Raw genomic sequence first — 23,009 nt, 5'->3', positions numbered from 1 at the left:
AGATCCAAGGCCCGTGGGTACGTCCACTCAGCCGTCATACGGGCGTAACCACCCGTCCGCCAGGAGATCGAAAGTGTTGCGCGGAGGGCGGCTCGACCGACACTGGCTTCATTACTTGAACGCACTACCCCCGTAGACCCTGGCTTTTGCTCACATGAGCGTCGCCTGCTCGTTTGTGCGTTCACGCCATAAATGATCGAGCGATGGCACTGAGTGCCAGGCCTTGGAGAAGTGTCGGCGGCGATTGAGTGCTCATCTGAGCGCAACCCCGATCAGGGGTGGCGAGAATCACGCCGTTTGGAGGGGCTCCCGGACGCTCCGGTTTCACCATGCGGACGCGTAGCGGGGACGAAACGGGCGCGTCACACGCCCAGCGCCGCGAGCCGCCGCTCGGCCCGCGCGGGGGCGTACAGCTCCTCCACCACCAGCGCTCCCGCTCCGATGAGCGCCGAGCGCTCGCCGAGCCGTGACGTCACCACGTCCAGGTGCGCGGTCGAGCGCGGCAGGGCCCGCTGATAGAGGAGTTCACGCACGCCCGTGAGGAAGGGTGTTCCGGCCAGATCTCCGGCGATCATGAGAACGCCGGGGTTGAGCAGCGTCACGACGGTCGCCAGGACCTCGCCGACGGCGCGCCCCGCCTCCCGCGCGAGCCGCAGCGCCTCCGGTTGCCCGGCCGCGAGCAGCGCGCGCACGTCCGAGCCGGAGGTCGCGGGCACGCCCGCCGCCGTCAGCCGGCGCGCCACGGCCCGGCCGCTGGCGACGGCGGCCAGGCAGCCGTACGAACCGCAGCGGCACAGCGCGTCCGCCCCGTCCGGCACCCGGATGTGCCCGATGTCGCCCGCGCCCCCGTCGATGCCGCGGTAGACCGCGCCGTCCACGACGACGCCCGCGCCGATGCCGGTGGAGACCTTGACCAGGGCGAAGGCGCGGCAGTCGGGGTGGGCGGTGCGCTGCTCCCCGTACGCCATGAGGTTCGCGTCGTTGTCGACGAGGACCGGGAGGCCGGGCGGGGTGCCGGCGCCCTCGGCGGTCGCGCGGGCGAGCCGGCCCACGATGTCGTAGCCGTCCCAGCCGGGCATGATCGGCGGCTGGACGACACGGCCGCTGTCGAAGTCGACGGGCCCCGGCACCGCGAGTCCGAGTCCGCACACGGACTCGGGTGAGCGGTCGGCCTTCTTCAGCAAGTCGCCGAACCAGGCGCCCAGTTGAGGAAGCACCACCTCGGGCCCGTCGTCGACGGTGAGGGTGTCCGTGCGCTCGGCGAGCACGTCGCCGCCCAGGGACAGCACGGCGGCGCGGGCATGCCGGGTGTCGAGGTCGGCGGCGAGCACCACGGCGTGCGCGTCGTCGAACTCCAGGTGGATCGAAGGCCGCCCGCCCAGGCGGGAGTTGACCGGTCCGGCGGCGCCCTCGCGCAGCCAGCCGGCCCGGAAGAGCCGGTCCAGACGCTGGCCGACCGTGGCCCTGGACAGGCCGGTCACCTCTTGGAGGGCGCCCCGCGTGGTCGCCTTCCCACTGCGCACCAGGTGCAGCAGTTCCCCGGCGCTCGCCTGATTCCCCGCCATGGCGTCCGAACCCCCTTGCGTTCATCAACTGTGCGTTACATTCTAGGTTTTGCGTGTTAAGTAGACGTAACCCTATGCTGCATGCCGCGTAACCGGCAGCCCCTGGAAAGGGTGTGGGAGAGGCTGTGGAGCACACGACCGAGCGGCGACCGGCCGCACCACGGCCCGCGCGACCGCCCACCTCGTTACGGGACCGGGCCGCGCGCGTGCTGGACGCGAACTGGACGGGGACCTCGACGGTTCCCTCGCGCACGCTCTACCCCCACCAGTGGTCGTGGGACTCGGCGTTCGTCGCGATCGGCCTGCGCCATGTCTCCCCGTTACGCGCCCAGGTGGAGCTGGAGACGCTGCTGAGCGCCCAGTGGGGCGACGGCCGGATCCCGCACATCGTCTTCAACCCCGCCGTCGCCCTCGACGCCTACTTCCCGAGCCCCGACTTCTGGCGCTCCGCCACCGCGGGCCGCGCCGCGGGCGCCCCGGCCGCCGTGCAGACCTCCGGCATCGTGCAGCCGCCCGTCCACGCCCTGGCCGCCTGGCTGGTGCACCGCGCGGACCCGGCCCTCTCCCGCGCCCGCGGCTTCCTCACCCGCGTGTACCCCGGCCTCGCCGCCTGGCACCGCTACCTGCTGCACCACCGCGACCACGGCGGGGCGGGCCTCGCCTCCGTGATCCACCCGTGGGAGCAGGGCATGGACAACAGCCCGTGCTGGGACGCCCCGTTGAGCCGGATCGCCCCCGCCCCCGCGCGCACGTACCGCCGCGCGGACCTGGAGCACGGCGCCGCCGCGGACCGCCCGACGGACCTCGACTACGGGCGCTACGTCCGGCTGGCCGCCGACTACCGGGACGGCGGTTACGCGGACGGGGACGGCGGCGGATTCGCCGTGGAGGACCCGTCGTTCAACGCGCTGCTCGCGGCCTCCGAGCACGCCCTGGCGCGGATCGCCTGCGAGCTGGGGGCCGCGGGGACGGCGCGGCACGCACGCGCGGAGCGGCTGACGGCGGCGCTCGTGCGGCGGCTGTGGGACCCGGAGGCCGGGATGTTCCTCTGCCGCGACCTGCGGGGGCGCGGCGGCCGCATCGAGGCGTACGGGATCTCCGGGCTGCTGCCGCTGATCCTGCCGACGCTGCCCCGGGAAGTGGTGCGGGCGCTCGTCGCCACGGCGTGCGGCCCCCGCTTCGGGGTCGGCGGGCCGGTGCGTCTCGCCCCCAGCTACGACCTGACGGGCCCGGCCTTCGACCCGCACCGCTACTGGCGCGGACCGGCCTGGTTCAACACCAACTGGCTTCTGTGGCACGGGCTTCGGCTGCACGGCGAGCGGGCACGGGCCGCGCGGCTGCGCGCCGCCATGCTCGACGCGGCGGGGGCCTCGGACTTCGCCGAGTACGTGGATCCCCGGACGGGGGCGGGCTGCGGCGCCCGCGGCTTCGGCTGGACCGCCGCGCTCACGCTTGATCTGCTGGCTGAGAGGACGTCGTGATGACGGATGGGTACGGATACGGGCAGGGGCGGCAACTCCTGGTGTGCGGAGGGACGTTCGCGGCGACCGACCCGTCCGGCGCGCTGACCGCGGTGCGCGGCGTCTCCTCCCCGGACGGCCTGTTCGTGCGGGACGCGCGCCACCTGTGCCGCTGGCAGCTCACGGTCGACGGGGCGGCGCCGGAGGTCCTCACCCCCATGTCGTACGAGCAGGAGGGCGTCGCCCGCTGTGTGCTCGTGCCGCGCGGCGGCGGGCGCCAGGACCCTTCGGCGTACACGCTGTTCCGTGAACAGGCCGTGGCGGAGGGCTCGTTCGTGGAGCTGCTGAAGGTGGTGTCGAACCGCCCGATGCCGACGACGGTCCGGATCGCGCTCACGGTCGACGCCGACTTCACCGACCAGTTCGAACTGCGCTCGGACCACCGTACGTACGTCAAGACCGGCGCGGTCCGTACCCGCGAAGTCCTCGACGACGGCGTGGAGTTCGGCTACACGCGCGGTGACTGGCACTCGTCGACGACCGTGACGAGCGAGCCCGCGCCGGACGCGGTGGAGGAGACGGGCACGGGGGCGCGCCGCCTGGTGTGGACGCTGGACCTCGCGGGCCAGGGCAGCGCGGAGCTGCTGCTGCGGGTGGTGGCACGCCCGTCGGGCACGGACGGCGGCCGCGCCCCGGCGACCCCGACGGCCGCGGCAACCGAACTCGCCTCCACGGTCCGTGAGTTCACCGACGGAGTGGAACTCCCCCGCGCCTGGCCCGAGCTCGCGGACGCGTGTACGCGCGGGCTCGCGGACCTGGCGGTGCTGCGGATCGCGGCGGCGGGCCCCGACGGGGAGCGGCACCTGGTGCCGGCGGCGGGCGTCCCGTGGTTCCTGACGCTCCTCGGCCGCGACGCACTGCTGACGTCGCTGTTCGCCCTGCCGTACCGGCCGGAGCTGGCCGCGGCGACGCTGCCGGTGCTGGCGGCGACGCAGGCGCGGAAGCCGGTGGAGGGGGCGGTGGCGCAGCCCGGGAAGATCGTGCACGAGGTGCGCCACGGCGAGCTGGCGCACTTCGGCCAGGTCCCCTTCGGCCGCTACTACGGTTCGGTCGACGCGACACCGCTGTTCCTCGTCCTGCTCGGCGCGTACGTGGAGCAGACCGGGGACGAGGCGCTGGCGCGGCGCCTGGAGTCCCACGCGCGGGCGGCGGTCGGCTGGATGCTCGACCACGGCGGGCTCACGTCCCGCGGCTACCTCGTGTACCGCGCCGACCGCGGCGGCCTCGCCAACCAGAACTGGAAGGACTCCCCCGGCGCGATCTGCGCGGCCGACGGCAGCCGGGCGACGGGGCCGGTGATGGCGGCCGGGGCGCAGGGGTACGCGTACGACGCGCTGCGGCGCACGGCGACGCTGGCACGGACGGTGTGGGACGACGCGGTGTACGCGGATCTGCTCACGCAGGCGGCGTCGGACCTGCGGGACCGTTTCGTACGGGACTTCTGGATGGCGGACCGGCGGTTCCCCGCGCTGGCCCTGGACGGCGAGGGCCGCCAGCTCGACGCGCTCGCCTCCGACGCGGGGCACCTGCTGTGGTCGGGCCTGCTGGACAAGGAGTACGGCGAGGCGGTCGGCCGCCGGCTCCTCGAACCCGACTTCTTCTCCGGCTGGGGCGTACGCACGGTGGCCGCCGGCCAGGACGCGTACCACCCGCTCTCCTACCACCGCGGCTCGGTGTGGCCGCACGACAACGCGCTGATCGCGCTCGGCCTGGCGCGGTACGGGCTGCACGACGAGGCGCGGACGGTGGCGGGTGGGTTGGTGGCCGCCGCGAGCGCCTGCGGCGGGCGGCTGCCGGAGGTCCTCACCGGTTACGCCCGGGGCGCCTACCCGGCCCCGGTGCCGTACCCCTACGCCTGCCAACGCGAGTCCCGCTCCGCGGCGGCCCCCCTCGCCCTCCTCACGGCAACCGGCGCCTGACCAACCCCCGGGGCTCCGCCCCGGACCCCGCTCCTCAATCGCCGGAGGGGCTCCAAAGATCCCCTCCGGCACTTGAGCAGCGCATTCCAAGCCCCTGCCGCGCTTGAGCAGGCATTCCAAGCCCCTGCGGCGCTTGAGCAGGCATTCCAAGCCCCTGCGGCGCTTGAGCAGGCATTTCAAGCCCCTGCGGCGTTTGAGCAGCGGGGTCCGGGGCGGAGCCCCGGGGGTGAGGGGACGGGGCCGGTCAGCCGCCGGAGGTGTCGAGTTCCGCATCCTCGGAGAGCCCCGCACAGTCGTACGGATCCTTCAACCACCCGTCCGGCAGGACCACCCTCCCGTTCCCCGACGTCCGCCCCCGCGGCCCATCCGCCCCCGCGGGCCACTCCTGCTCCAGGTCCAACTCGTCGAGCCCGGACCGCAGTTCCTCCAAAGACGACGTGATCGCAAGCCGCTTGCGCATCTCGGAGCCGACCGAGAACCCCTTCAGGTACCACGCCACGTGCTTGCGGAAGTCGATCACGCCACGCGCCTCGTCACCGATCCACTCCCCGAGGAGCGTCGCGTGCCGCACCATCGCGTCGGCCACCACCCGCAACGTCGGCCGAACCCGCTCCTCACGCCCCTCGAACGCCGCCACCAGATCCGCGAACAGCCACGGCCGCCCCAGGCACCCGCGCCCGACCACGACCCCGTCGACCCCGGTCTCGCGCACCATCCGCAGCGCGTCGTCCGCCGACCAGATGTCACCGTTGCCGAGCACGGGGATCTCCGGCACGTGCTCCTTGAGCCGCGCGATCGCGTCCCAGTCCGCCGTACCGCCGTAGTGCTGCGCCGCGGTCCGCCCGTGCAGCGCGATCGCCGTGACACCCTCCTCGACCGCGATCCGCCCCGCGTCGAGGAACGTGATGTGGTCGTCGTCGATGCCCTTGCGCATCTTCATGGTGACCGGCAGGTCACCGGCCCCCGACACGGCCTCCTTCAGGATCGCCCGCAGCAGGTTGCGCTTGTACGGGAGCGCGGACCCGCCGCCCTTGCGGGTCACCTTGGGGACCGGGCAGCCGAAGTTCAGGTCGATGTGGTCGGCGAGATCCTCCTCCGCGATCATGCGGACGGCCTTGCCGACGGTGGCGGGGTCGACCCCGTACAGCTGGATGGACCGCGGCTTCTCGGTCTCGTCGAAGTGGATCAGCTGCATGGTCTTCTCGTTGCGCTCGACCAGCGCCCGCGTCGTGATCATCTCGCTCACGAACAGGCCCTTGCCGCCGGAGAACTCCCGGCACAGCGTGCGGAACGGCGCGTTCGTGATCCCCGCCATGGGGGCGAGGACGACGGGCGGCTGCACGAGGTGGGGGCCGATGGTCAGAGCGGACATCGCGGGCTCTCCGGGACGGACGACGAACGGGACAAGCACCCATTGTCCCTCACACGCCCGCCTCCCCGTCCCACCGGCCGAGCCCCGGAGCCCGGCCCACTCAAGCCCCTCCGGCAGCCGAGAACCGGAACCCGAGGCAAATCAAGCCCCTCCGGCGATTGAGGAGCGGGGTCCGGGGCGGAGCCCCGTGCGGTGCGGCGGGCCGGGCCACCCCGGGCCCACCTCACACGCCCGCCCCGCACGGGACCCCGCTACCGTCGGACACATGCCCGACGCACGACAGACCCTGACCCACCGCAGGCGCATGCTCGTCCTGGCGATCTGCTGCATGAGCCTGCTGATCGTCAGCCTCGACAACACCGTCCTGAACGTCGCCCTCCCCTCCATGGCGAAGGACTTCGACGCCACCCTGTCGGGCATGCAGTGGACGATCGACGCCTACACGCTCGTCCTCGCCGCGCTGCTGATGCTCGCCGGCTCGACGGCCGACAGGATCGGACGGCGCAAGGTCTTCACGGTCGGCCTGACCGTCTTCACGGTCGCCTCCGTCGCCTGCTCCCTCGCACCGACCCTGGAGTGGCTGGTCGCGTTCCGGATGCTTCAGGCGGTGGGCGGCTCGATGCTCAACCCGGTCGCGATGTCGATCATCACGAACACCTTCACGGACCCGCGCGAGCGGGCCCGCGCCATCGGGGTGTGGGGCGGCGTCGTCGGTATCTCGATGGCGGCGGGGCCGCTGGTCGGCGGGGTGCTGGTGGACTCGGTGGGCTGGCGTTCGATCTTCTGGATCAACCTGCCGGTGGGCCTCGCCGCCCTGCTCCTCACCCTCCGCTACGTCCCCGAGTCGCGCGCCCCGAAGGCCCGCCGCCCCGACCCGGTCGGCCAGGTGCTGATCATCGCGCTGCTGGGCTCGCTCACGTACGCGATCATCGAGGCGCCCGACGCGGGCTGGACCTCGACGCGGATCCTGCTCTTCGCGGCGGTCGCGGCCGCGTCCCTGATCGGCATCCTGCTGTACGAGCCGCGCCGCGAGGAACCCCTCATCGACCTGAGGTTCTTCCGTTCGGCGCCGTTCAGCGGCGCGACGGTGATCGCGATCTGCGGCTTCGCGGCGCTCGGCGGCTTCCTCTTCCTGTCCACCCTCTACCTCCAGGACGTACGCGGCCTGGACGCGCTGCACGCGGGCCTGTGGATGCTGCCGATGGCGGCGATGACGCTGGTGTGCGCCCCGCTGTCCGGACGGCTCGTCGGCAGCCGGGGGCCGCGCCTGCCGCTCCTCGTGGCGGGCGTGATGATGACGGCGAGCGGTGTCCTGTTCGCGGCGTTCGACGCGGAGACCTCGAACGTCACGCTCTTCGCCGGCTACGTCCTGTTCGGCATCGGCTTCGGCTTCGTGAACGCCCCGATCACCAACACCGCGGTCTCCGGCATGCCGCGCGCCCAGGCGGGCGTCGCGGCGGCGGTCGCCTCCACGAGCCGCCAGATCGGCCAGACGCTCGGCGTCGCGGTGATCGGCGCGGTCCTCGCCTCGGGCGTCGCCGGATCCTCGTACGCGAAGGCCTTCGTCGAGGCCAGCCGCTCCTGCTGGTGGATCATCGCGGGCTGCGGCCTCGCGGTCCTGCTGCTCGGCGCGCTGACCAGTGGCCGCTGGGCGCGGGAGACGGCACGCCGCACGGCGGAGCGCCTGGAGGACGCGGAGGACGCCGCGATCACGGAGGCCGCGACCCGGTCGTGACGCCAGGTCACGCCCTGCGCGCCCGGAACTCCTCGCGATACCCGACGGCCACCGCCCCGGCCACGCCCAACAGTCCGAACAGGGCCGCGCCCGGGTTCACGTAGGCCGGTACGTCGCTCGTCGCGTACGGGGCCCGGCCGTCGTCCGTCTCGCAGACGAAGCCGAGCGGGACGTAGCGCACCGTGTAGTCGACGATGTGCACGTCGCGGTCCATGTCACCGGTGCGGCACGGAATGACCGGCGACGAGTCGGTGCCGCCGTCCTCGGCCGTGAGCACCGCTCCGACCACCCCGAGCAGGCCCCACAGATACAGCGCCAGCGCGGCGGCGCCCGCGAGCGCCGCCGCGCCACGCAGGGAGTCCCGCCGCGTGAAGAGGCGCGGGCAGCCGTAGCCGATCAGCATGACCAGGCCGATGAAGGCCCCGAGGAACACCACTAGGCACAGCAGGAAGGCGAGCATGCGCGGAGCCTAGCCGAACGACGATGACAGCTGACAGATATTGAAATCTGTCAGCTGTCATGCCATGGTGGAGACACCCCACCGAAGGAGCCCTTCATGACCCGCCCCGCCCTCCCCACCCGCACCCTCGGCACCACCGGCCCCCGCACCGCGGCCCTCGGGCTCGGCTGCATGGGAATGTCCGCGCTCTACGGCGAGGCCGACCGCGCCGAGTCGATCGCCACGATCCACGCCGCGCTCGACGCCGGGGTCACGCTCCTCGACACCGGCGACTTCTACGCGATGGGTCACAACGAGATGCTGATCGGCGAGGCCCTGCGCGCGGCCCCCGCGGCAGCCCGTGAGAACGCGCTGGTGAGCGTGAAGTTCGGCGCCCTGCGCGGCCCGGACGGCGCCTGGAGCGGGTACGACGCCCGCCCGGAGGCCGTCAAGAACTTCGCCGCGTACTCGCTTCAGCGCCTCGGCGTCGACCACATCGACGTCTACCGCCCCGCGCGCCTCGACTCCGAGGTGCCGATCGAGGAGACGGTCGGCGCCATCGCCGAACTGGTCGAGCAGGGGTACGTGCGCCACATCGGCCTGTCGGAGGTCGGCCCGGAGACGATCCGCCGGGCGGCCGCCACGGCGCCGATCTCCGACCTCCAGATCGAGTACTCCCTCATCTCGCGCGGCATCGAGGAGTCGATCCTCCCCACCACCCGCGAACTGGGCATCGGCATCACCGCGTACGGCGTGCTCTCGCGCGGCCTGATCTCCGGCCACTTCACCCGGGACCGCAAGCTCGGCGAGGGCGACTTCCGGGCCTTCAGCCCGCGCTTCCAGGGCGAGAACCTCCAGCACAACCTGGACCTCGTCGAGCAGCTGCGCAAGATCGCCGAGCGGAAGGGCGCGAGCGTCGCGCAGATCGCCATCGCGTGGGTCGCCGCACGCGGCGAGGACATCGTGCCGCTGGTCGGCGCCCGCCGCCGCGACCGCCTGACCGAGGCCCTCGGCTCCCTCGACGTCACACTGGACGCCGCCGACCTCGCCGCCATCGAGGAGGCCGTGCCCGCCGACGCCGCGGCCGGCGACCGTTACCCGGCGGCCCAGATGGCACACCTCGACAGCGAGCGCTGATCAGCGTCCGGGTAACTTCGTAGCCATGGCCCCCGAGACCCTGACCCCCGAGCGCATCCTCGCCGCGACCGAGGAGGTGCTGCGCAGGCACGGCCCCGCGAAGGCGACCGTCGTCGACGTGGCCCGCGCCCTCGGGGTCAGCCACGGCTCGGTGTACCGGCACTTCCGTACGAAGGCGGAGCTGCGCGGCGCGGTCACCAAGCGCTGGCTGGACCGTACGACGGGGCGGCTCGCCGAGGTCGTCGCGGCCGACGAGCCCGCGGCCACCAAGCTCCGCCACTGGCTGGCGACCCTCTTCGACGCCAAGCGCCACAAGGCGGGCGACGACCCGGAGCTGTTCGCCACGTACTCCGTCCTGACGGACGAGCAGGGCGGCGTGGTCGACACCCATATCGCCGAGCTGACGGCCCAGTTGACGTCAATCCTCCAACAGGGCGTGGAGGCGGGCGAGTTCGAGGCCGATGACGTCCCGGCCACGGCCCGCGCGGTCTTCGAGGCGACCGCACACTTCCACGATCCCGTGTACGCCCCGGAGTGGGCCCGGGAGGACGCACAGGCCGCGTTCGACGCGGTCGTGACCCTTGTACTGCGCGGACTGCACCACCACTCAAGCCCCTCCGGCGATTGAGGAGCGGGGTCCGGGGCGGAGCCCCGGGACCGCAACACCGTCGCGGCGCCAGGAAACGCGGAAGGGCCCGGCCCACCCTCAGGTGAGCCGGGCCCGAACGCTCAGGTCAGCAACCGACGAGCCGCGCCGCCAGGTACCCCTCGATCTGGTCGAGCGACACCCGCTCCTGCTTCATGGTGTCGCGCTCCCGCACGGTCACCGCGTTGTCCTCAAGGGTGTCGAAGTCGACCGTGACGCAGAACGGCGTACCGATCTCGTCCTGGCGACGGTAACGACGGCCGATGGCGCCCGCGTCGTCGAAGTCGATGTTCCAGTTCTGCCGCAGCGCCTGCGCGAGCCCCTTCGCCTTGGGCGACAGCTCCGGGTTGCGGGACAGCGGAAGCACCGCGACCTTCACCGGAGCGATCCGGTGGTCGAAGCGCATGACGGTCCGCTTCTCCATCTTGCCCTTGGCGTTGGGCGCCTCGTCCTCGACGTACGCGTCGAGCATGAACGCCAGCATCGCGCGGCCGACACCGGCCGCCGGCTCGATGACGTACGGCGTGTAGCGCTCGCCCTTCTCCTGGTCGAAGTAGGAGAGGTCCTGGCCGGAGGCCTTGGAGTGCGCGGACAGGTCGTAGTCCGTGCGGTTGGCGACGCCCTCCAGCTCGCCCCACTCGCTGCCGCCGAACTGGAAGCGGTACTCGATGTCAGCGGTGCGCTTGGAGTAGTGGGAGAGCTTCTCCTTCGGGTGCTCGAACCAGCGCATGTTCTCCTCGCTGAGGCCGAGGCCCGTGTACCAGTTCCAGCGCTGCTCCATCCAGTACTCCTGCCACTTCTCGTCCTCGCCCGGCTTGACGAAGAATTCCATCTCCATCTGCTCGAACTCACGGGTGCGGAAGATGAAGTTGCCGGGCGTGATCTCGTTGCGGAAGGACTTGCCCATCTGGGCGATTCCGAACGGCGGCTTGCGACGCGAAGTCGTCTGCACCTGGCTGAAGTTGGTGAAGATGCCCTGCGCGGTCTCGGGGCGCAGGTAGGCGACGGAGCCACTGTCCTGCGTCGGGCCGAGGTGCGTGGAGAGCAGGCCGGAGAACTGCTTGGGCTCGGTGAAGGCGCCCTTGGTGCCGCAGTTCGGGCAGTTGAGGTCGGCGAGGCCGTTCTCGGGGAGACGGCCCTTCTTCGCCTCGTACGCCTCCTCCAAGTGGTCCGCGCGGTACCGCTTGTGACAGGAGGTGCACTCGGTGAGCGGGTCGGTGAACGTGGCGACGTGGCCGGAGGCCTGCCAGACCTCGGTCGCCAGGATCACCGACGAGTCGATACCGACGACGTCCTCGCGCGAGGTGACCATGTAGCGCCACCACTGGCGCTTGAGGTTCTCCTTCAGCTCCACGCCCAGCGGCCCGTAATCCCAGGCGGCGCGCTGACCACCGTAGATCTCGCTGCAGGGGTAGACGAAGCCACGGCGCTTGCTGAGGCTGACGATGCTGTCGATCTTGTCGGCGGCCACGGTGCTCTCTTCATTACGACGACGGTGAGCGCGCTGGATACGCGCTCCGGGAGCGAATGCTTCAGGTTACCGGCGGGCCTGCCCCCCGAACCAAATCGGTCGCGGGGACAGAGTGGGACCGAGCGTGACGAAGACCTCGACGAAGGCTTTGTTGACAACCGTTTCCACTTTTGTTGAAAATGACTGTCATGAACGTACGACGATCCCGCCGCCTGATACCCGTTGCCGCCGTCACCGCCCTCGGTCTCGGCGCCCTGACCGCTTGCGGCAGCTCCGCCGCCGACGACAAGGGCAGCGACGGCAAGCTGAGCGTCGTCGCGTCGTTCTACCCGATGCAGTACCTCGCCGAGGAGATCGGCGGCGACCACGTCGACGTCACGAACCTGACCGAGCCCGGCCAGGAGCCCCACGACCTGGAGGTCAGCGCCAAGCAGCGCGCCCAGCTCGAGGAGTCCGACGTCGCGGTCTTCCTGAAGGGCCTCCAGCCCTCCGTCGACGAGGCCATCGACCAGTCCGGCATCAAGACCAAGGTCGACGCGGCCTCCCTGACCTCCCTCGAAAAGCACGGCAACGAGGTGGACGGTCACGACCACGGGCACGGCGAGGAGACCCACGACGAGGACGCCGCCGACCCGCACATCTGGCTCGACCCGGTGAAGTACGCCGAGGTCGCCGAGGGCGTCGGCAAGGCCCTGGAGAAGGCCGACCCGGACCACGCGGCGGACTACAAGAAGAACACCAAGACCCTGGTCGGGAACCTCGACGAGCTGAACACGAAGTACGAGGAAGGCCTCAAGGACACCGAGTCCACGACCTTCATCACCACGCACGCAGCCTTCGGCTACCTCGCCGAGCGCTACGGCCTCACCGAGGAGGCCATCAACGGCCTGGACCCGGAGAGCGAGCCGAGCGCCGCCCGCGTCAAGGAGCTCCAGAAGACGGCGAAGCACGACGGCGTCAACACCGTGTTCTACGAGACCCTGGTCAGCGACAAGACGGCCAAGACCCTCGCGGGTGACGCGGATCTCAAGACCGACGTGCTCGACCCGATCGAGGGCATCACGAAGAAGTCCAAGGGCGACGACTACATCGCGGTCATGGAGTCGAACCTGGCGGCGCTCCAGAAGGCACTGGGCGCCAAGTGACCACGAAAGAGGGCGACATGGGTGACCTGGGCGGTCCGGAACGCGAAGCCGTCATATCCCTGCGCAAGGTGACCGCCGAGCTCGGCGGTCGCCCCGTCCTTCGCGGCATCGACCTCACCGTGCACCGCGGTGAGGTCGTCGCGCTGCTCGGCGCGAACGGCTCCGGCAAGTCCACCGCCGTACGCAGCGTCATCGGGCAGGTGCCGGTGACCGGCGGCGAGATCGAGATCTTCGGGACGCCGCGGCGGCGCTTCCGGCACTGGGCGCGCGTCGGCTACGTGCCGCAGCGCACGACGGCCGCGGGCGGCGTGCCCGCGACGGTGTCGGAGGTCGTCTCGTCCGGGCGCCTGTCGCGGGCCCGCTTCGGCGTGCTGCGCAAGGCCGACCGGGACGCGGTGACCCGCGCCCTGGAGCTCGTCGGGATGGCGGACCGGGCCAAGGACTCCGTGGACGCCCTCTCCGGCGGCCAGCACCAGCGTGTGCTCATCGCGCGCGCCCTGGCCGCCGAACCCGAGCTGCTGATCATGGACGAGCCGATGGCGGGCGTCGACCTGGCCAGCCAGGAGATCCTCGCGGCGACGCTGCGCACGCAGGTCGCGGCCGGCGCCTCCGTCCTGCTCGTGCTGCACGAGCTGGGCCCGCTGGAGCCGCTCATCGACCGCGCGGTCGTCCTGCGCGACGGCTGCGTGCTGCACGACGGCCCGCCGCCGAAGGCCGTCGGCCAGCACGCGCTGCCCGGCCACGACCACGTGCACCCGCACACCCCCGTGGACGCCGAACCGATCCGCACCGGACTGCTGAGCTAGAGGGCTGGCCACACACTCATGGAACTTCTCTCCTACGACTTCATGCGGCGGGCGCTGCTCGCCGCCGTCCTCGTCGGCATCACGGCCCCGGCCGTCGGCATCTACCTCGTCCAGCGCCGCCAGGCCCTGATGGGCGACGGCATCGGCCACGTGGCGATGACGGGTGTCGGCCTCGGCTTCCTGCTCTCCACCTCACCGGTGTGGATGGCGACGCTGGTCTCCGTCCTCGGCGCCGTGATCATGGAGCTGATCCGCTGGTACGGCAAGACACGCGGCGACATCGCGCTCGCGATGCTCTTCTACGGAGGCATGGCGGGCGGCGTCATGTTCATCAACCTCGCGCCCGGCGGCTCCAACGCCAACCTGAACTCGTACCTCTTCGGCTCGCTGTCGACGGTGTCGCAGGACGACGTCCTCGCCATCTGCCTGCTCGCGGCCTTCGTGGTCGTGGTGACCGTGGGCCTGCGCCGGCAGCTGTTCGCGGTGAGCCAGGACGAGGAGTTCGCGCGGGTGACGGGCCTGCCAGTGCGCTTCCTGAACCTGCTGATCGCCGTGACGGCGGCGGTGACGGTGACCGTCGCGATGCGCGTCGTCGGCCTGCTCCTGGTCTCCGCGCTGATGGTGGTGCCGGTGGCGGCCGCGCAGCAGCTGACCCGCAGCTTCAAGGCGACGTTCGTGATCGCCGTGGCGCTCGGCACCGCGGTGACGCTCGGCGGCACCGTCACGTCGTACTACCAGGACGTACCGCCCGGAGCGACGATCGTGCTCCTGACCATCGCGGCCTTCATCGTCCTCGCGCTGCTCGCGAAGCCGCTCGCCCGGCGCCGGGCCCGCGCGGCGCAGGCCCCGCCCGGCGATCCCGCCGAGTGCGTGCTCCCCGAGCAGGCCACGGCGGCCAAGGTCTGACCCCGGCACTCGGCAGCCTGGCACAATGGCGGCCGTACGTACGTGCAGGGATGTGAGGAGGAACCCGTGGCAGCCCCGGTTCGAGGCAGGTCGACCCGCCAGCGCGCGGCCGTGGCGGCGGCGCTCGACGAGGTCGACGAGTTCCGCAGTGCGCAGGAACTCCACGATGTCCTCAAGCACAAGGGGGACTCCGTCGGGCTGACCACGGTGTACCGCACGCTCCAGTCCCTGGCCGACGCCGGTGAGGTGGACGTCCTGCGCACGTCCGAGGGCGAGGCGGTGTACCGCCGCTGCTCCACGGGCGATCACCACCACCACCTGGTGTGCCGGGTCTGTGGCAAGGCGGTGGAGGTGGAGGGTCCCGCGGTCGAGAAGTGGGCCGAGGCGATCGCCTCCGAGCACGGCTACGTCAACGTGGCCCACACGGTAGAAATCTTCGGCACCTGCGCCGACTGCGCCGCTTAAGCCCTCCGGTGATCCACTTAAGCCCCTCCGGCGATTGAGGAGCGGGGTCCGGGGCGGAGCCCCGGGGCGCTGCCCCGGACCCCGCTGCTCAAACGCCGCAGGGGCTGAAATGGCTCAACCGGCGCCGCAGGGGCTTGAATGGCTCAACCGGCGCCGGAGGGGATGGCGGAGGCCTACTTGCGGAGGAGGACCTCGTTCGGGGTGGCGCCGCCGAAGCGGCGGTCGCGGGAGGCGTATTCGACACACGCCCGCCAGAGGTCACGCCGGTCGAAGTCCGGCCACAGCACGTCCTGGAAGACCATCTCGGCGTACGCACTCTGCCACAGCAGATAGTTGGACGTGCGCTGCTCCCCGCTGGGCCGCAGGAACAGGTCCACGTCCGGCATGTCCGCGTAGTAGAGATACTTCGCGAACGTCTTCTCGCTCACCTTCGAGGGGTCGAGCCGCCCCGCCTTGACGTCCTCCGCCAGCGCCTGCGCCGCGTCCGCGATCTCGGCCCGCCCGCCGTAGTTCATGCAGAAGTACAGCGTCAGCTTGTCGTTGTCCTTGGTCTGCTCCTGGGAGATCTCCAGCTCCTTGGCGACCGACTTCCACAGCTTGGGCATCCGCCCCACCCACCGCACCCGCACGCCCAACGCGTCGAGCTGGTCGCGGGTCTTGCGGATGAAGTCCCGGTTGAAGTTCATGAGGAAGCGCACCTCGTCGGGCGACCGCTTCCAGTTCTCCGTGGAGAAGGCGTACAGCGAGATCGCGCCGACGCCCATCTCGATCGCCCCCTGCAACACGTCCAGGACGCGCTCCGCGCCGACCTTGTGGCCCTCCGTGCGCGGCAGCCCGCGGTCCTTGGCCCAGCGTCCGTTGCCGTCCATGACGATCGCCACGTGCTGGGGCACCAGCTCGCCGGGGATCTTCGGCGGCCGCGCGCCCGACGGGTGCGGTTCGGGCGTCGTGTACTCACGGCGGTTCCGTCCGAGGATTCCGCGACGTGCCATGTTCCGGGCCTCTCCCCTAGCTCAACTTTTCTCTACGTAACGCAGCGAGCGCAGTCCGCGCTCCAGATGCCAGTGCAGGTACGCCGACACCAGCCCGCTGCCCTCCCTCACGAACCGCGCCTCGCACGTGTCCGCCGTCTCCCAGTCTCCCGTGAGCAGCGCACCGAGCAGGACGAGGGCCTGCGGTGAGGGTACGACGCTGCCCGGTACCCGGCAGTCGACGCAAACCGAGCCGCCGGCGCCGACGGAGAAGAACCGGTTGGGACCGGGCATTCCGCACTTGGCGCAGTCGCCGAAGCTGGGCGCGTAGCCGTTGACGGCGAGGGAACGGAGCAGGAAGGCGTCGAGGACGAGCGAGGAGGCGTGCTCGCCGCGGGCGAGGGTGCGCAGGGCCCCGACGAGCAGCAGGTACTGCTGGACGGCCGGCTCGCCCTCGTGGTCGGTGAACCGTTCCGCCGTCTCCAGCATGGCGGTTCCGGCGGTGTACCGGCCGTAGTCGGTGACGATGCCGCCGCCGTACGCGGCGATGGTCTCGCTCTGCGTGCACAGCGGCAGCCCGCGCCCGATCAGCTCGCTGCCGCGGGCGAAGAACTGCACGTCGACGTGGGAGAACGGTTCGAGCCGGGCCCCGAACTTCGACTTGGTGCGGCGCACGCCCCGGGCGACGGCGCGCACCCGTCCGTGGTTGCGGGTGAGCAGCGTGATGATGCGGTCGGCCTCGCCGAGCTTCTGGGTCCGCAGCACGATCCCGTCGTCGCGGTAGAGGCTCATCGCGCGGCCACCTTCGGCGGGCGCGGCCCGATGCCCTCGTCGCGGAACAGACTCATGGCGTCATTGTCCCTTACTCCGGACCGCGCCCGGCGGTTTCGCGCTCAGGTCCACGACGGTCACGGACCGCGACGACTCCCGCCGGGTACGGCCCGCGCAGCCCGTGATCCGCACCACATGCCCTGGGAGCTAGGGCACCTCACCGCGGCTTCTTCTGTTCTCGTACGCCGTCGCGGCCCGCACCCGCTCCGTCGTCGTCGCCACCCGCAGCACCTCCGGCGGGCAGTCCCACTCGCGCCCACCCCCGAAGGGGCGCAGCTGAACGTACGGTCCCTCGTGCCCCATCACTCGTCCCACCTGACCCGTGCTCGTGTCGAGCGCGTACGAACCGATCGGCGGTTTCATGGTGTGGCGCTCCTGTCGTCCGACCCTGCGAGGAGTACGGCGGCGAGCCGCGCCGCCGCGTCAACCGGACAACGTCCCAATTCCACCAAGGGACACGGGGCGGTTCTCGCGATTGACCCTTGGTCGAGGCCGAGCGACGGCAGCACAATTCCTGCCGTCATGAGTGCGGCTCGCAAATTCTCCACAGTTTCCTCCGCCTCCACTACGCACGCCTCGGCATGCCCCTTCTGGTCCCTCACGTGGCTCCCCTTCCCGATTCGTTTTCACGCTTTGTGCCTCCACGGTGGCGTTCCGTCCCTACAGTGGGGAGAGGTCTGCGCACTACAACTGCGGGGCTTGACTTGGGGGTTGGCCATGGCCAAGGGTTCGCGCCAGGCGGCGTGGGAGTTCTTCGGAGTGGAGCTGAAGCGGCGCCGGGAGGATGCGGGTCTCACCCAAGTGGAGTTGGGGATACGGGTATTCGTTTCCGGTGGGTACATCGGCCAGTTCGAACAGGCAATTCGCAAGCCGCAGTTGGATGTAGCCCAGAGGATTGACGAGGCGCTGCGAACCGACGGTATTTTCGAGCGGATGTGGCGCAGTCTCATTCGCGACCAGCGGTACGCGGACTACTTCGCGCACGTCGCGGATCTGGAACGGTCGGCCACCAAGATTTGCGACTACGCGCCGGCCGTCGTGCCCGGACTCCTGCAGACGCCTGCCTATGCGAGGGCTATCTACTTCGCCAGCAACCCGCTCGCTGCGGAGGAGTACGTCGAGGAGATGGTGCAGGCCCGCATGGACCGCGCCGAGGTCCTGGCGGACGCCACACGTCCCCTGTATTGGGCGATCCTGCACGAGGCGGTGCTCCGCATCCCGGTGGGCGGGCCCACCACCATGGCCCACCAGTTGGCCGCGGTTGCGGACACCATCCGCAACCGAAGCGCGATGGTCCACGTCCTGCCCTTCGCTGCAGGGGCCCACCCCGCCATGGGCAAGATGATGACGCTGATGGAGTTCGACGACGCCCCACCGGCCGTCTATACAGAGGGCGTGTTGACGGGCAACTTGCTGGACGATCCAGCCGTCGTGAAGCGCACGCAGGCGCACTACGATCTGCTCAGGGTCGCCGCGCTGCCGCAGGAGGCGTCCCTCACCCTGATCGAATCGGCGGCAAGGGAATTCGAGACATGCGCGCGCACGATCTGAGCAACGCACGCTGGCGAAAGAGCAGTTACAGCGGCGGTGACGGCGGCGAGTCCTGCGTCGAGGTCGCCCACGACTTCGTCGGCGCCGCCCGCTGGCGCAAGAGCAGTTACAGCAACGGTCAAGGTGGCGACTGCCTCGAAGTCGGGGACGGGGTTTACGGGGTCGTGCCCGTGCGGGATTCCAAGGTCGCGGACGGGGACGTCGTCGTCATTGGTGCCCGTGCGTGGAGCGCGTTCGTGGCTGGGGCCACGTCGGGAGGGTGAGGGGCGACTCCGTCTGCTCGCACAGGACGAGCGCCACGTCGTCCGTGAGGGGCGCGGCCGCGTACGACGTGACGTCCGCGTAGAGCGCGTCCAGCGCCTCGTCCGGCAGGAGCGCCGCGAGGACCCGGTCGGCGCGGTCCGCGAGCGGGTAGTCCGCGCCGGAGGCGTCCCGCGCCTCCACGAGGCCGTCCGTGTAGAAGAGGACGCGGTCGCCGGGCTGCAACCAGAAGAGACGCTGCTCGGGCGCCGGGTCGAGGCCCAACGGCGTTGACGCCTGCGCCGGTTCGAGGAACTTCACCTGCGTGCCGATCCGCAGCGGAGCCGGATGCCCGCAGTTGACCATGCGCAGCTCACCGGGGCCGAACTCGGCGAACACGGCGGTGACGAAGTCCTCGGGACCGAGGTGGTCGGCGAGGACGACGTTCAACTCACGGACGAGTTCGCCCAGTTCGGTCACGGTGTACGCGAGGTCGCGGAACGCCCCGACGGCCGCCGCCGACACCCGCATCTCCTCCAGGCCGTGCCCGCGGACGTCAGCGATGAAGACCCGCGGTCCGAACGGCGTCAGCGCCACGTCGTACACGTCGCCGCCGAGGGACGACTCCCGTACGGGGCAGTGGTGGCGCGTGCACACGTCGATGCCGCCGACCCGGGTGGAGACGGGGCGCAGGATCGCGGCCTGGGCGACGCGGGCGGCCTCCGTGGCGCGGGCGAGGGCCGTCGCGTTCGACGTGGCGCGGGCGGCGACGCGGACCGCCACGGCGCCGCCGACGAGGAGCGCGGCGTACTCGACGGCGTACGGGCGGCCCAGCGGCCACGGTCCTGCCGTGCCGGACGCGAGGGCGAGCAGGGCGCTCCAGCAGAGGGTGGCCAGGGTGCGGATCGCGTCGAGGCGCAGGCAGGCGAGGAGCGGGCCGACGAGGAGCGCGGCGACGGCGGGACCCCACCCGGCCTCCAGGAAACCGAGGGCGGCCAGCGTGGAACTGGCCGTCAGCGGCACCGCCAGTTCCACGGCGCGGCGCAACCGCCGCCGTGGTCCCGTCTCCCGCATCGTCACGCGGGCCTCCCGCCTCTCGCTCCCCGCCAGGGCGAAGGGCTCACTATGGCCACGGTCACGGCGCGGCAGGGCACGTTGTACGGACTTCGCCGGTTGCTGAGCGGGAGTGACGGGCTGCTTCCGGAATATGCCCATGTCATCGGAGCTGGTCGGGAAAAGCGCTCAGCTTGTGTCATCGACGGGGGCGGGGCCCCGTACGGGTGCAGACTGCCGAACGTCCGACAGAGGGCACGAAAGGGACGGAGAACGCCATGCCGACGAGGAAGACGCTGCCCGCCGAGCGGACGAGCCTTGTCGGGCGGGTGCACGAACTGGCGGCGCTGGAAGCCATGTTGGCCCAGCACCGGCTGGTGACGCTGACCGGGGTCGGGGGCGTGGGGAAGTCACGGCTGGCGCTGCGGGCCGCCGAGCGGGCCGCGCCCGCGCTCGCGGACGGCGCGCGGTTCGTGCCGTTGGCGCCGCTGCGGGAGCCCGCCCTGCTGTGGCACGTCGTGCTGGAGGAGCTCGGGCTCGCGGACCCGTCGCCGCGCAAGCCGGAGTCGGTGGTCGCCGAGTGGCTGGCCGGCAAGGAGCTGCTGCTCGTACTCGACTCGTGCGAGCACCTCGCCGAGCGGTGCGCCCGCATGGCCGTCCAACTCCTGGAAGCCGCGCCCGGGTTGCGGATTCTCGCGACGAGCCGGCAGCCGCTGGACGTCGTCGACGAGCGGATGTTCGCCGTGGCGCCGCTGCCGGTGCCGGAGCCGCCGCGCTCCCCCGGCGCACCGGTGGCGTGCGTACCGGGCGACGCGGTGGAGCTGTTCGCCGAGCGGGCCGCGGCGCGGGTGCCGGGGTTCACGCTCACCGAGGAGGAGCGGGTCGAGGCGGCGGCGGTCTGCCGTCGCCTGGACGGGATCCCGCTGGCGGTCGAGCTGGCGGCGGCGCACCTCGCCGACCTGCCACGGCAGTCGGTGGGGCATCTGAACGAGCGGCTGCGGCATCGCTTCGAGGACCTGGCCGAGCCGCCCGGCGCGGGGGGCGGTGCCGCCCTCCCCCGGCACCGCACCCTGCGCACCACCATCGGCTGGAGCCACGAACTGTGCACGCCGCTGGAGCGGTTGCTGTGGGCCCGCCTGTCCGTCTTCACCGGCGGCTTCGACCTCGCGGGCGCGCGGGCCGTGGGCGGCGGCGGGCCGCTGGCGGAGGACCACGTGGGGGCGGTGCTCGACGGGCTCGTCGCCAAGTCCCTGGTGCTGCGCCTGCCGGACGACCGCTTCGGGATGCTCGACACCGTCGCCGAGTACGGGGCGCGGTGGCTCGCCGAACTCGGCGAGGAGGTCGGCACGCGGCGCCGGCACCGCGACTTCTACGCCGCGATGGCGCGCCGCGCGGACGCGGAGTGGATCGGCCCGGACCAGGTCGACTGGTACCGGCGGCTCGTCGCCGAACACGCCAACTTCCGTACCGCGCTGGACTTCTGCCTCACCTCGAAGGAGTTCGACGCGGTCATGGGGATGAGCGGGGCGCTGTGGATGATGTGGTACGCCTTCGGGTTCGCCCGCGAGGGCGCGCTCTACCTGGACGCGGCCCTGGAGCGCGAGACTGCGCCCGGCCCCGCGCGGACGAAGGCGCTGTGGGCGCGGGCGATGGCATGCGTGGCGCTGGGCGACCTGGTGCGGTGCGGGCGGCTGGCCGCCGAGTTGCGGGGGTGTCCCGAGCGGGCGGCGGATCCCACGGCGCGGGCGGCGTTCGCGTACGTGGAGAGTGCGCCGCTGACGCTCGGGGGCGACCAGGACCGGGCGGCGGAGGTCCTCGACGCGCCGCTCGCCACGTGTGGTCCCGCGACCCCGGGGGCGTACCCGGTGGGGTGGTTCATGATGCGGATGTGCCGGGCGTACGTACATGTGGCGCGCGGCGAGTTCGCGGCCTGCGAGGCGGTGGCGGCGGAGGTCACGGCGGAGTGCGAGGTGCGCCAGGACCGGTGGGCGCGGGGGTACGTCGCGTTCGTGCGGGCGCATGCGGCGGTGGGGGCCGGGCGGCTTGCGGAGGCCGCGGCCCATGCTCGGGAGGCCGTCGCCGACAAGGCGCTCCTGCGGGACAGCCTCGGGCTCGCGTCGGCGGTCGACGCGCTGGCCATCGCGGTCACGTTCGCCGGTGAGTCCGCCCGCGGGGCGCGGCTGCTCGGTATCGCCCACCAGTTGTGGCAGACGCTGGGTGCGCCGCAGATGGGTGGGGCGGATCTGATGGCGGCGCGTGCGGAAACGGAGCGCCTGAGCCGTGAATCACTGGGTGACACGGCCTACGACACCGAATTCACCCACGGCCTCACCACCCCACCCCCCGAAGCCATCACCTACTGCCTGACCACGCCTTGACCCCTCGGCGACCGTCAGCCAATTCAAGCCCCTGCGGCGATTGAGCAGCGGGGTCCGGGGCAGAGCCCCGGCGGTGCGGCGCCCCGCAAACGCCGGGCCCGACCCCGCCCGGGTCACTCAACCCCCCGCGTCTCCCGCTCCGCCCTCGCCTCAATCCCCCGGAAGTGCGTCGCCATCGCCTCCTGCGCCGCCCCCGCATCCCCCACCCGCAACGCATCCACAATCGCCCGATGCCGATCGACCGTCACCCCCGGCGCCGGATCACTCGACCACTTCCGCACCCCGGCCACCCGGTCGAACACATTCCAGAACGCCCCGAGCAACTGCGGTATCAGCTCATTGCCCAGCGCCCCGTACAGCGTCTCGTGGAACTCCCGGTCCAGATCCGCGAACGGCTCGTCCACCGCCCCCGCCTCCGCCATCCTCGCCACGATCGCGTCCAGCCGGTCGAGCACCTCCGCGGCCGGCGGCCCCTCCGCGACCCGCCGGATGAGCCCCTCCTCCAGGATCTCCCGGACCTGGAGGATCTCGGCGAGCCCGTGCGCGTCGTGCGACGGCCGCACCAGCGTCCGGAACGTCAGCCCGTCCGCCAGCGGCCCCAGCGAGGCCTGGCCGACGTACGTGCCGTGGCCGTGCCGGATCTCCACGATGTCCAGGGCCTGGAGCCCCTTGAGCGCCTCCCGCACGGAGTTCCGGCTGACGCCCAGCTCCGCCATCAACTCCGTCTCCGTGGGCAGCACTTCGCCCGGCCGCAGCCCGGCGTCGAGGATCAACTCCATGACCGCTCGCTGGACTTGGCTGTTGACGCGCGGGTGACGCACGACGGTACTGCGTGGCTCGTCCGACATGCGCCGCATCG

General features: G+C 71.7%; 21 protein-coding genes. 12 read left to right on the top strand and 9 right to left on the bottom strand.

All coding sequences use genetic code 11. From position 1 onward, the window contains the following. Positions 1–362: 362 nt before the first annotated feature. Positions 363–1,565, bottom strand: coding sequence for an ROK family protein (locus ACYBSK_RS05955; RefSeq protein ID WP_460245396.1), 1,203 nt, complete (start codon positions 1,563–1,565; stop codon positions 363–365). A gap of 125 nt (positions 1,566–1,690) precedes the next feature. Between ACYBSK_RS05955 and ACYBSK_RS05950 the strand changes: the two genes are divergently transcribed. After that, positions 1,691–3,046, top strand: a complete 1,356-nt coding sequence (locus ACYBSK_RS05950) for an MGH1-like glycoside hydrolase domain-containing protein (protein ID WP_460245395.1) — start codon at positions 1,691–1,693, stop codon at positions 3,044–3,046. Further along, positions 3,046–5,004 (top strand): amylo-alpha-1,6-glucosidase, encoded by a 1,959-nt coding sequence (locus ACYBSK_RS05945; protein ID WP_457475784.1) that lies wholly within the window; start codon positions 3,046–3,048, stop codon positions 5,002–5,004. Before ACYBSK_RS05950 ends, ACYBSK_RS05945 begins: the two co-directional genes overlap by 1 nt. Positions 5,005–5,248: 244 nt before the next feature. On the opposite strand, the gene dusB is transcribed toward ACYBSK_RS05945, so the two are convergent. Next, positions 5,249–6,376 carry a tRNA dihydrouridine synthase DusB gene (dusB, locus tag ACYBSK_RS05940; RefSeq protein WP_457475783.1) on the bottom strand — a complete coding sequence of 376 codons (1,128 nt, stop codon included), beginning with the start codon at positions 6,374–6,376 and terminating at the stop codon, positions 5,249–5,251. 265 nt (positions 6,377–6,641) lie between these two features. Here dusB and ACYBSK_RS05935 point away from each other — a divergent pair, with 265 nt between their 5' ends. Continuing rightward, positions 6,642–8,111, top strand: a complete 1,470-nt coding sequence (locus ACYBSK_RS05935; RefSeq protein ID WP_460245394.1) for an MFS transporter — start codon at positions 6,642–6,644, stop codon at positions 8,109–8,111. Between the two features lie 7 nt (positions 8,112–8,118). Here the strand turns inward: ACYBSK_RS05935 and ACYBSK_RS05930 are convergent, their stop codons facing one another. Beyond that, positions 8,119–8,571 carry a hypothetical protein gene (locus tag ACYBSK_RS05930; protein ID WP_460245393.1) on the bottom strand — a complete coding sequence of 151 codons (453 nt, stop codon included), beginning with the start codon at positions 8,569–8,571 and terminating at the stop codon, positions 8,119–8,121. 96 nt (positions 8,572–8,667) lie between these two features. On the opposite strand from ACYBSK_RS05930, the gene ACYBSK_RS05925 reads away from it, so the two are divergent. Next, positions 8,668–9,687: an aldo/keto reductase gene (locus tag ACYBSK_RS05925; RefSeq protein WP_457475780.1), complete on the top strand. Its 1,020-nt coding sequence runs from the start codon at positions 8,668–8,670 to the stop codon at positions 9,685–9,687. A 25-nt stretch (positions 9,688–9,712) separates the two neighbouring features. After that, entirely contained in the window at positions 9,713–10,315 is a 603-nt protein-coding gene (locus ACYBSK_RS05920) for a TetR family transcriptional regulator (RefSeq protein ID WP_460245392.1), read from the top strand. A 106-nt stretch (positions 10,316–10,421) separates the two neighbouring features. On the opposite strand, the gene ACYBSK_RS05915 is transcribed toward ACYBSK_RS05920, so the two are convergent. Further along, on the bottom strand, positions 10,422–11,804 hold the full coding sequence (locus ACYBSK_RS05915) for a glycine--tRNA ligase (protein WP_457475778.1): 1,383 nt from the start codon (positions 11,802–11,804) through the stop codon (positions 10,422–10,424). A gap of 188 nt (positions 11,805–11,992) precedes the next feature. Here ACYBSK_RS05915 and ACYBSK_RS05910 point away from each other — a divergent pair, with 188 nt between their 5' ends. From ACYBSK_RS05910 to ACYBSK_RS05895, 4 genes are all read left to right on the top strand, one after another. After that, entirely contained in the window at positions 11,993–12,949 is a 957-nt protein-coding gene (locus tag ACYBSK_RS05910; protein ID WP_460245391.1) for a metal ABC transporter substrate-binding protein, read from the top strand. A 17-nt stretch (positions 12,950–12,966) separates the two neighbouring features. Continuing rightward, positions 12,967–13,755, top strand: coding sequence for a metal ABC transporter ATP-binding protein (locus tag ACYBSK_RS05905; protein WP_457481666.1), 789 nt, complete (start codon positions 12,967–12,969; stop codon positions 13,753–13,755). A gap of 18 nt (positions 13,756–13,773) precedes the next feature. After that, on the top strand, positions 13,774–14,661 hold the full coding sequence (locus tag ACYBSK_RS05900) for a metal ABC transporter permease (protein ID WP_457475776.1): 888 nt from the start codon (positions 13,774–13,776) through the stop codon (positions 14,659–14,661). A gap of 66 nt (positions 14,662–14,727) precedes the next feature. Continuing rightward, on the top strand, positions 14,728–15,126 hold the full coding sequence (locus ACYBSK_RS05895) for a Fur family transcriptional regulator (RefSeq protein ID WP_457475775.1): 399 nt from the start codon (positions 14,728–14,730) through the stop codon (positions 15,124–15,126). A 173-nt stretch (positions 15,127–15,299) separates the two neighbouring features. On the opposite strand, the gene ACYBSK_RS05890 is transcribed toward ACYBSK_RS05895, so the two are convergent. From ACYBSK_RS05890 to ACYBSK_RS05880, 3 genes are all read right to left on the bottom strand, one after another. After that, positions 15,300–16,118, bottom strand: a complete 819-nt coding sequence (locus ACYBSK_RS05890) for an isoprenyl transferase (RefSeq protein WP_457475774.1) — start codon at positions 16,116–16,118, stop codon at positions 15,300–15,302. Positions 16,119–16,139: 21 nt separating this feature from the next. Next, positions 16,140–16,889 carry a DNA repair protein RecO gene (recO, locus tag ACYBSK_RS05885; RefSeq protein WP_457475773.1) on the bottom strand — a complete coding sequence of 250 codons (750 nt, stop codon included), beginning with the start codon at positions 16,887–16,889 and terminating at the stop codon, positions 16,140–16,142. 186 nt (positions 16,890–17,075) lie between these two features. Further along, a complete protein-coding gene (locus tag ACYBSK_RS05880; RefSeq protein ID WP_457475772.1) occupies positions 17,076–17,291 on the bottom strand; it encodes a hypothetical protein in 216 nt (71 codons plus the stop codon). Positions 17,292–17,645: 354 nt separating this feature from the next. On the opposite strand from ACYBSK_RS05880, the gene ACYBSK_RS05875 reads away from it, so the two are divergent. Beyond that, positions 17,646–18,479, top strand: coding sequence for a helix-turn-helix domain-containing protein (locus tag ACYBSK_RS05875; protein ID WP_460245390.1), 834 nt, complete (start codon positions 17,646–17,648; stop codon positions 18,477–18,479). Then, entirely contained in the window at positions 18,461–18,742 is a 282-nt protein-coding gene (locus ACYBSK_RS05870) for a DUF397 domain-containing protein (RefSeq protein WP_460245389.1), read from the top strand. Before ACYBSK_RS05875 ends, ACYBSK_RS05870 begins: the two co-directional genes overlap by 19 nt. On the opposite strand, the gene ACYBSK_RS05865 is transcribed toward ACYBSK_RS05870, so the two are convergent. After that, on the bottom strand, positions 18,687–19,793 hold the full coding sequence (locus ACYBSK_RS05865; RefSeq protein ID WP_460246966.1) for a PP2C family protein-serine/threonine phosphatase: 1,107 nt from the start codon (positions 19,791–19,793) through the stop codon (positions 18,687–18,689). The genes ACYBSK_RS05870 and ACYBSK_RS05865 overlap by 56 nt on opposite strands. A gap of 257 nt (positions 19,794–20,050) precedes the next feature. Here ACYBSK_RS05865 and ACYBSK_RS05860 point away from each other — a divergent pair, with 257 nt between their 5' ends. After that, the gene (locus ACYBSK_RS05860; protein WP_460245388.1) at positions 20,051–22,150 is read left to right on the top strand and encodes an ATP-binding protein; all 2,100 of its coding nucleotides are present in this window, start codon (positions 20,051–20,053) and stop codon (positions 22,148–22,150) included. A 113-nt stretch (positions 22,151–22,263) separates the two neighbouring features. Here ACYBSK_RS05860 and ACYBSK_RS05855 read toward each other — a convergent pair whose 3' ends face one another. Beyond that, complete coding sequence (locus ACYBSK_RS05855) at positions 22,264–23,007, bottom strand: FadR/GntR family transcriptional regulator (RefSeq protein WP_460245387.1); 744 nt, start codon at positions 23,005–23,007, stop codon at positions 22,264–22,266. Positions 23,008–23,009: the final 2 nt, after the last annotated feature.

The sequence above is a fragment of the Streptomyces sp. BYX5S genome (genome assembly GCF_054724165.1).
The sequence above is the reverse complement of the archived record's forward strand: the minus strand, read 5'-3'. Positions and strand labels throughout refer to the sequence as shown.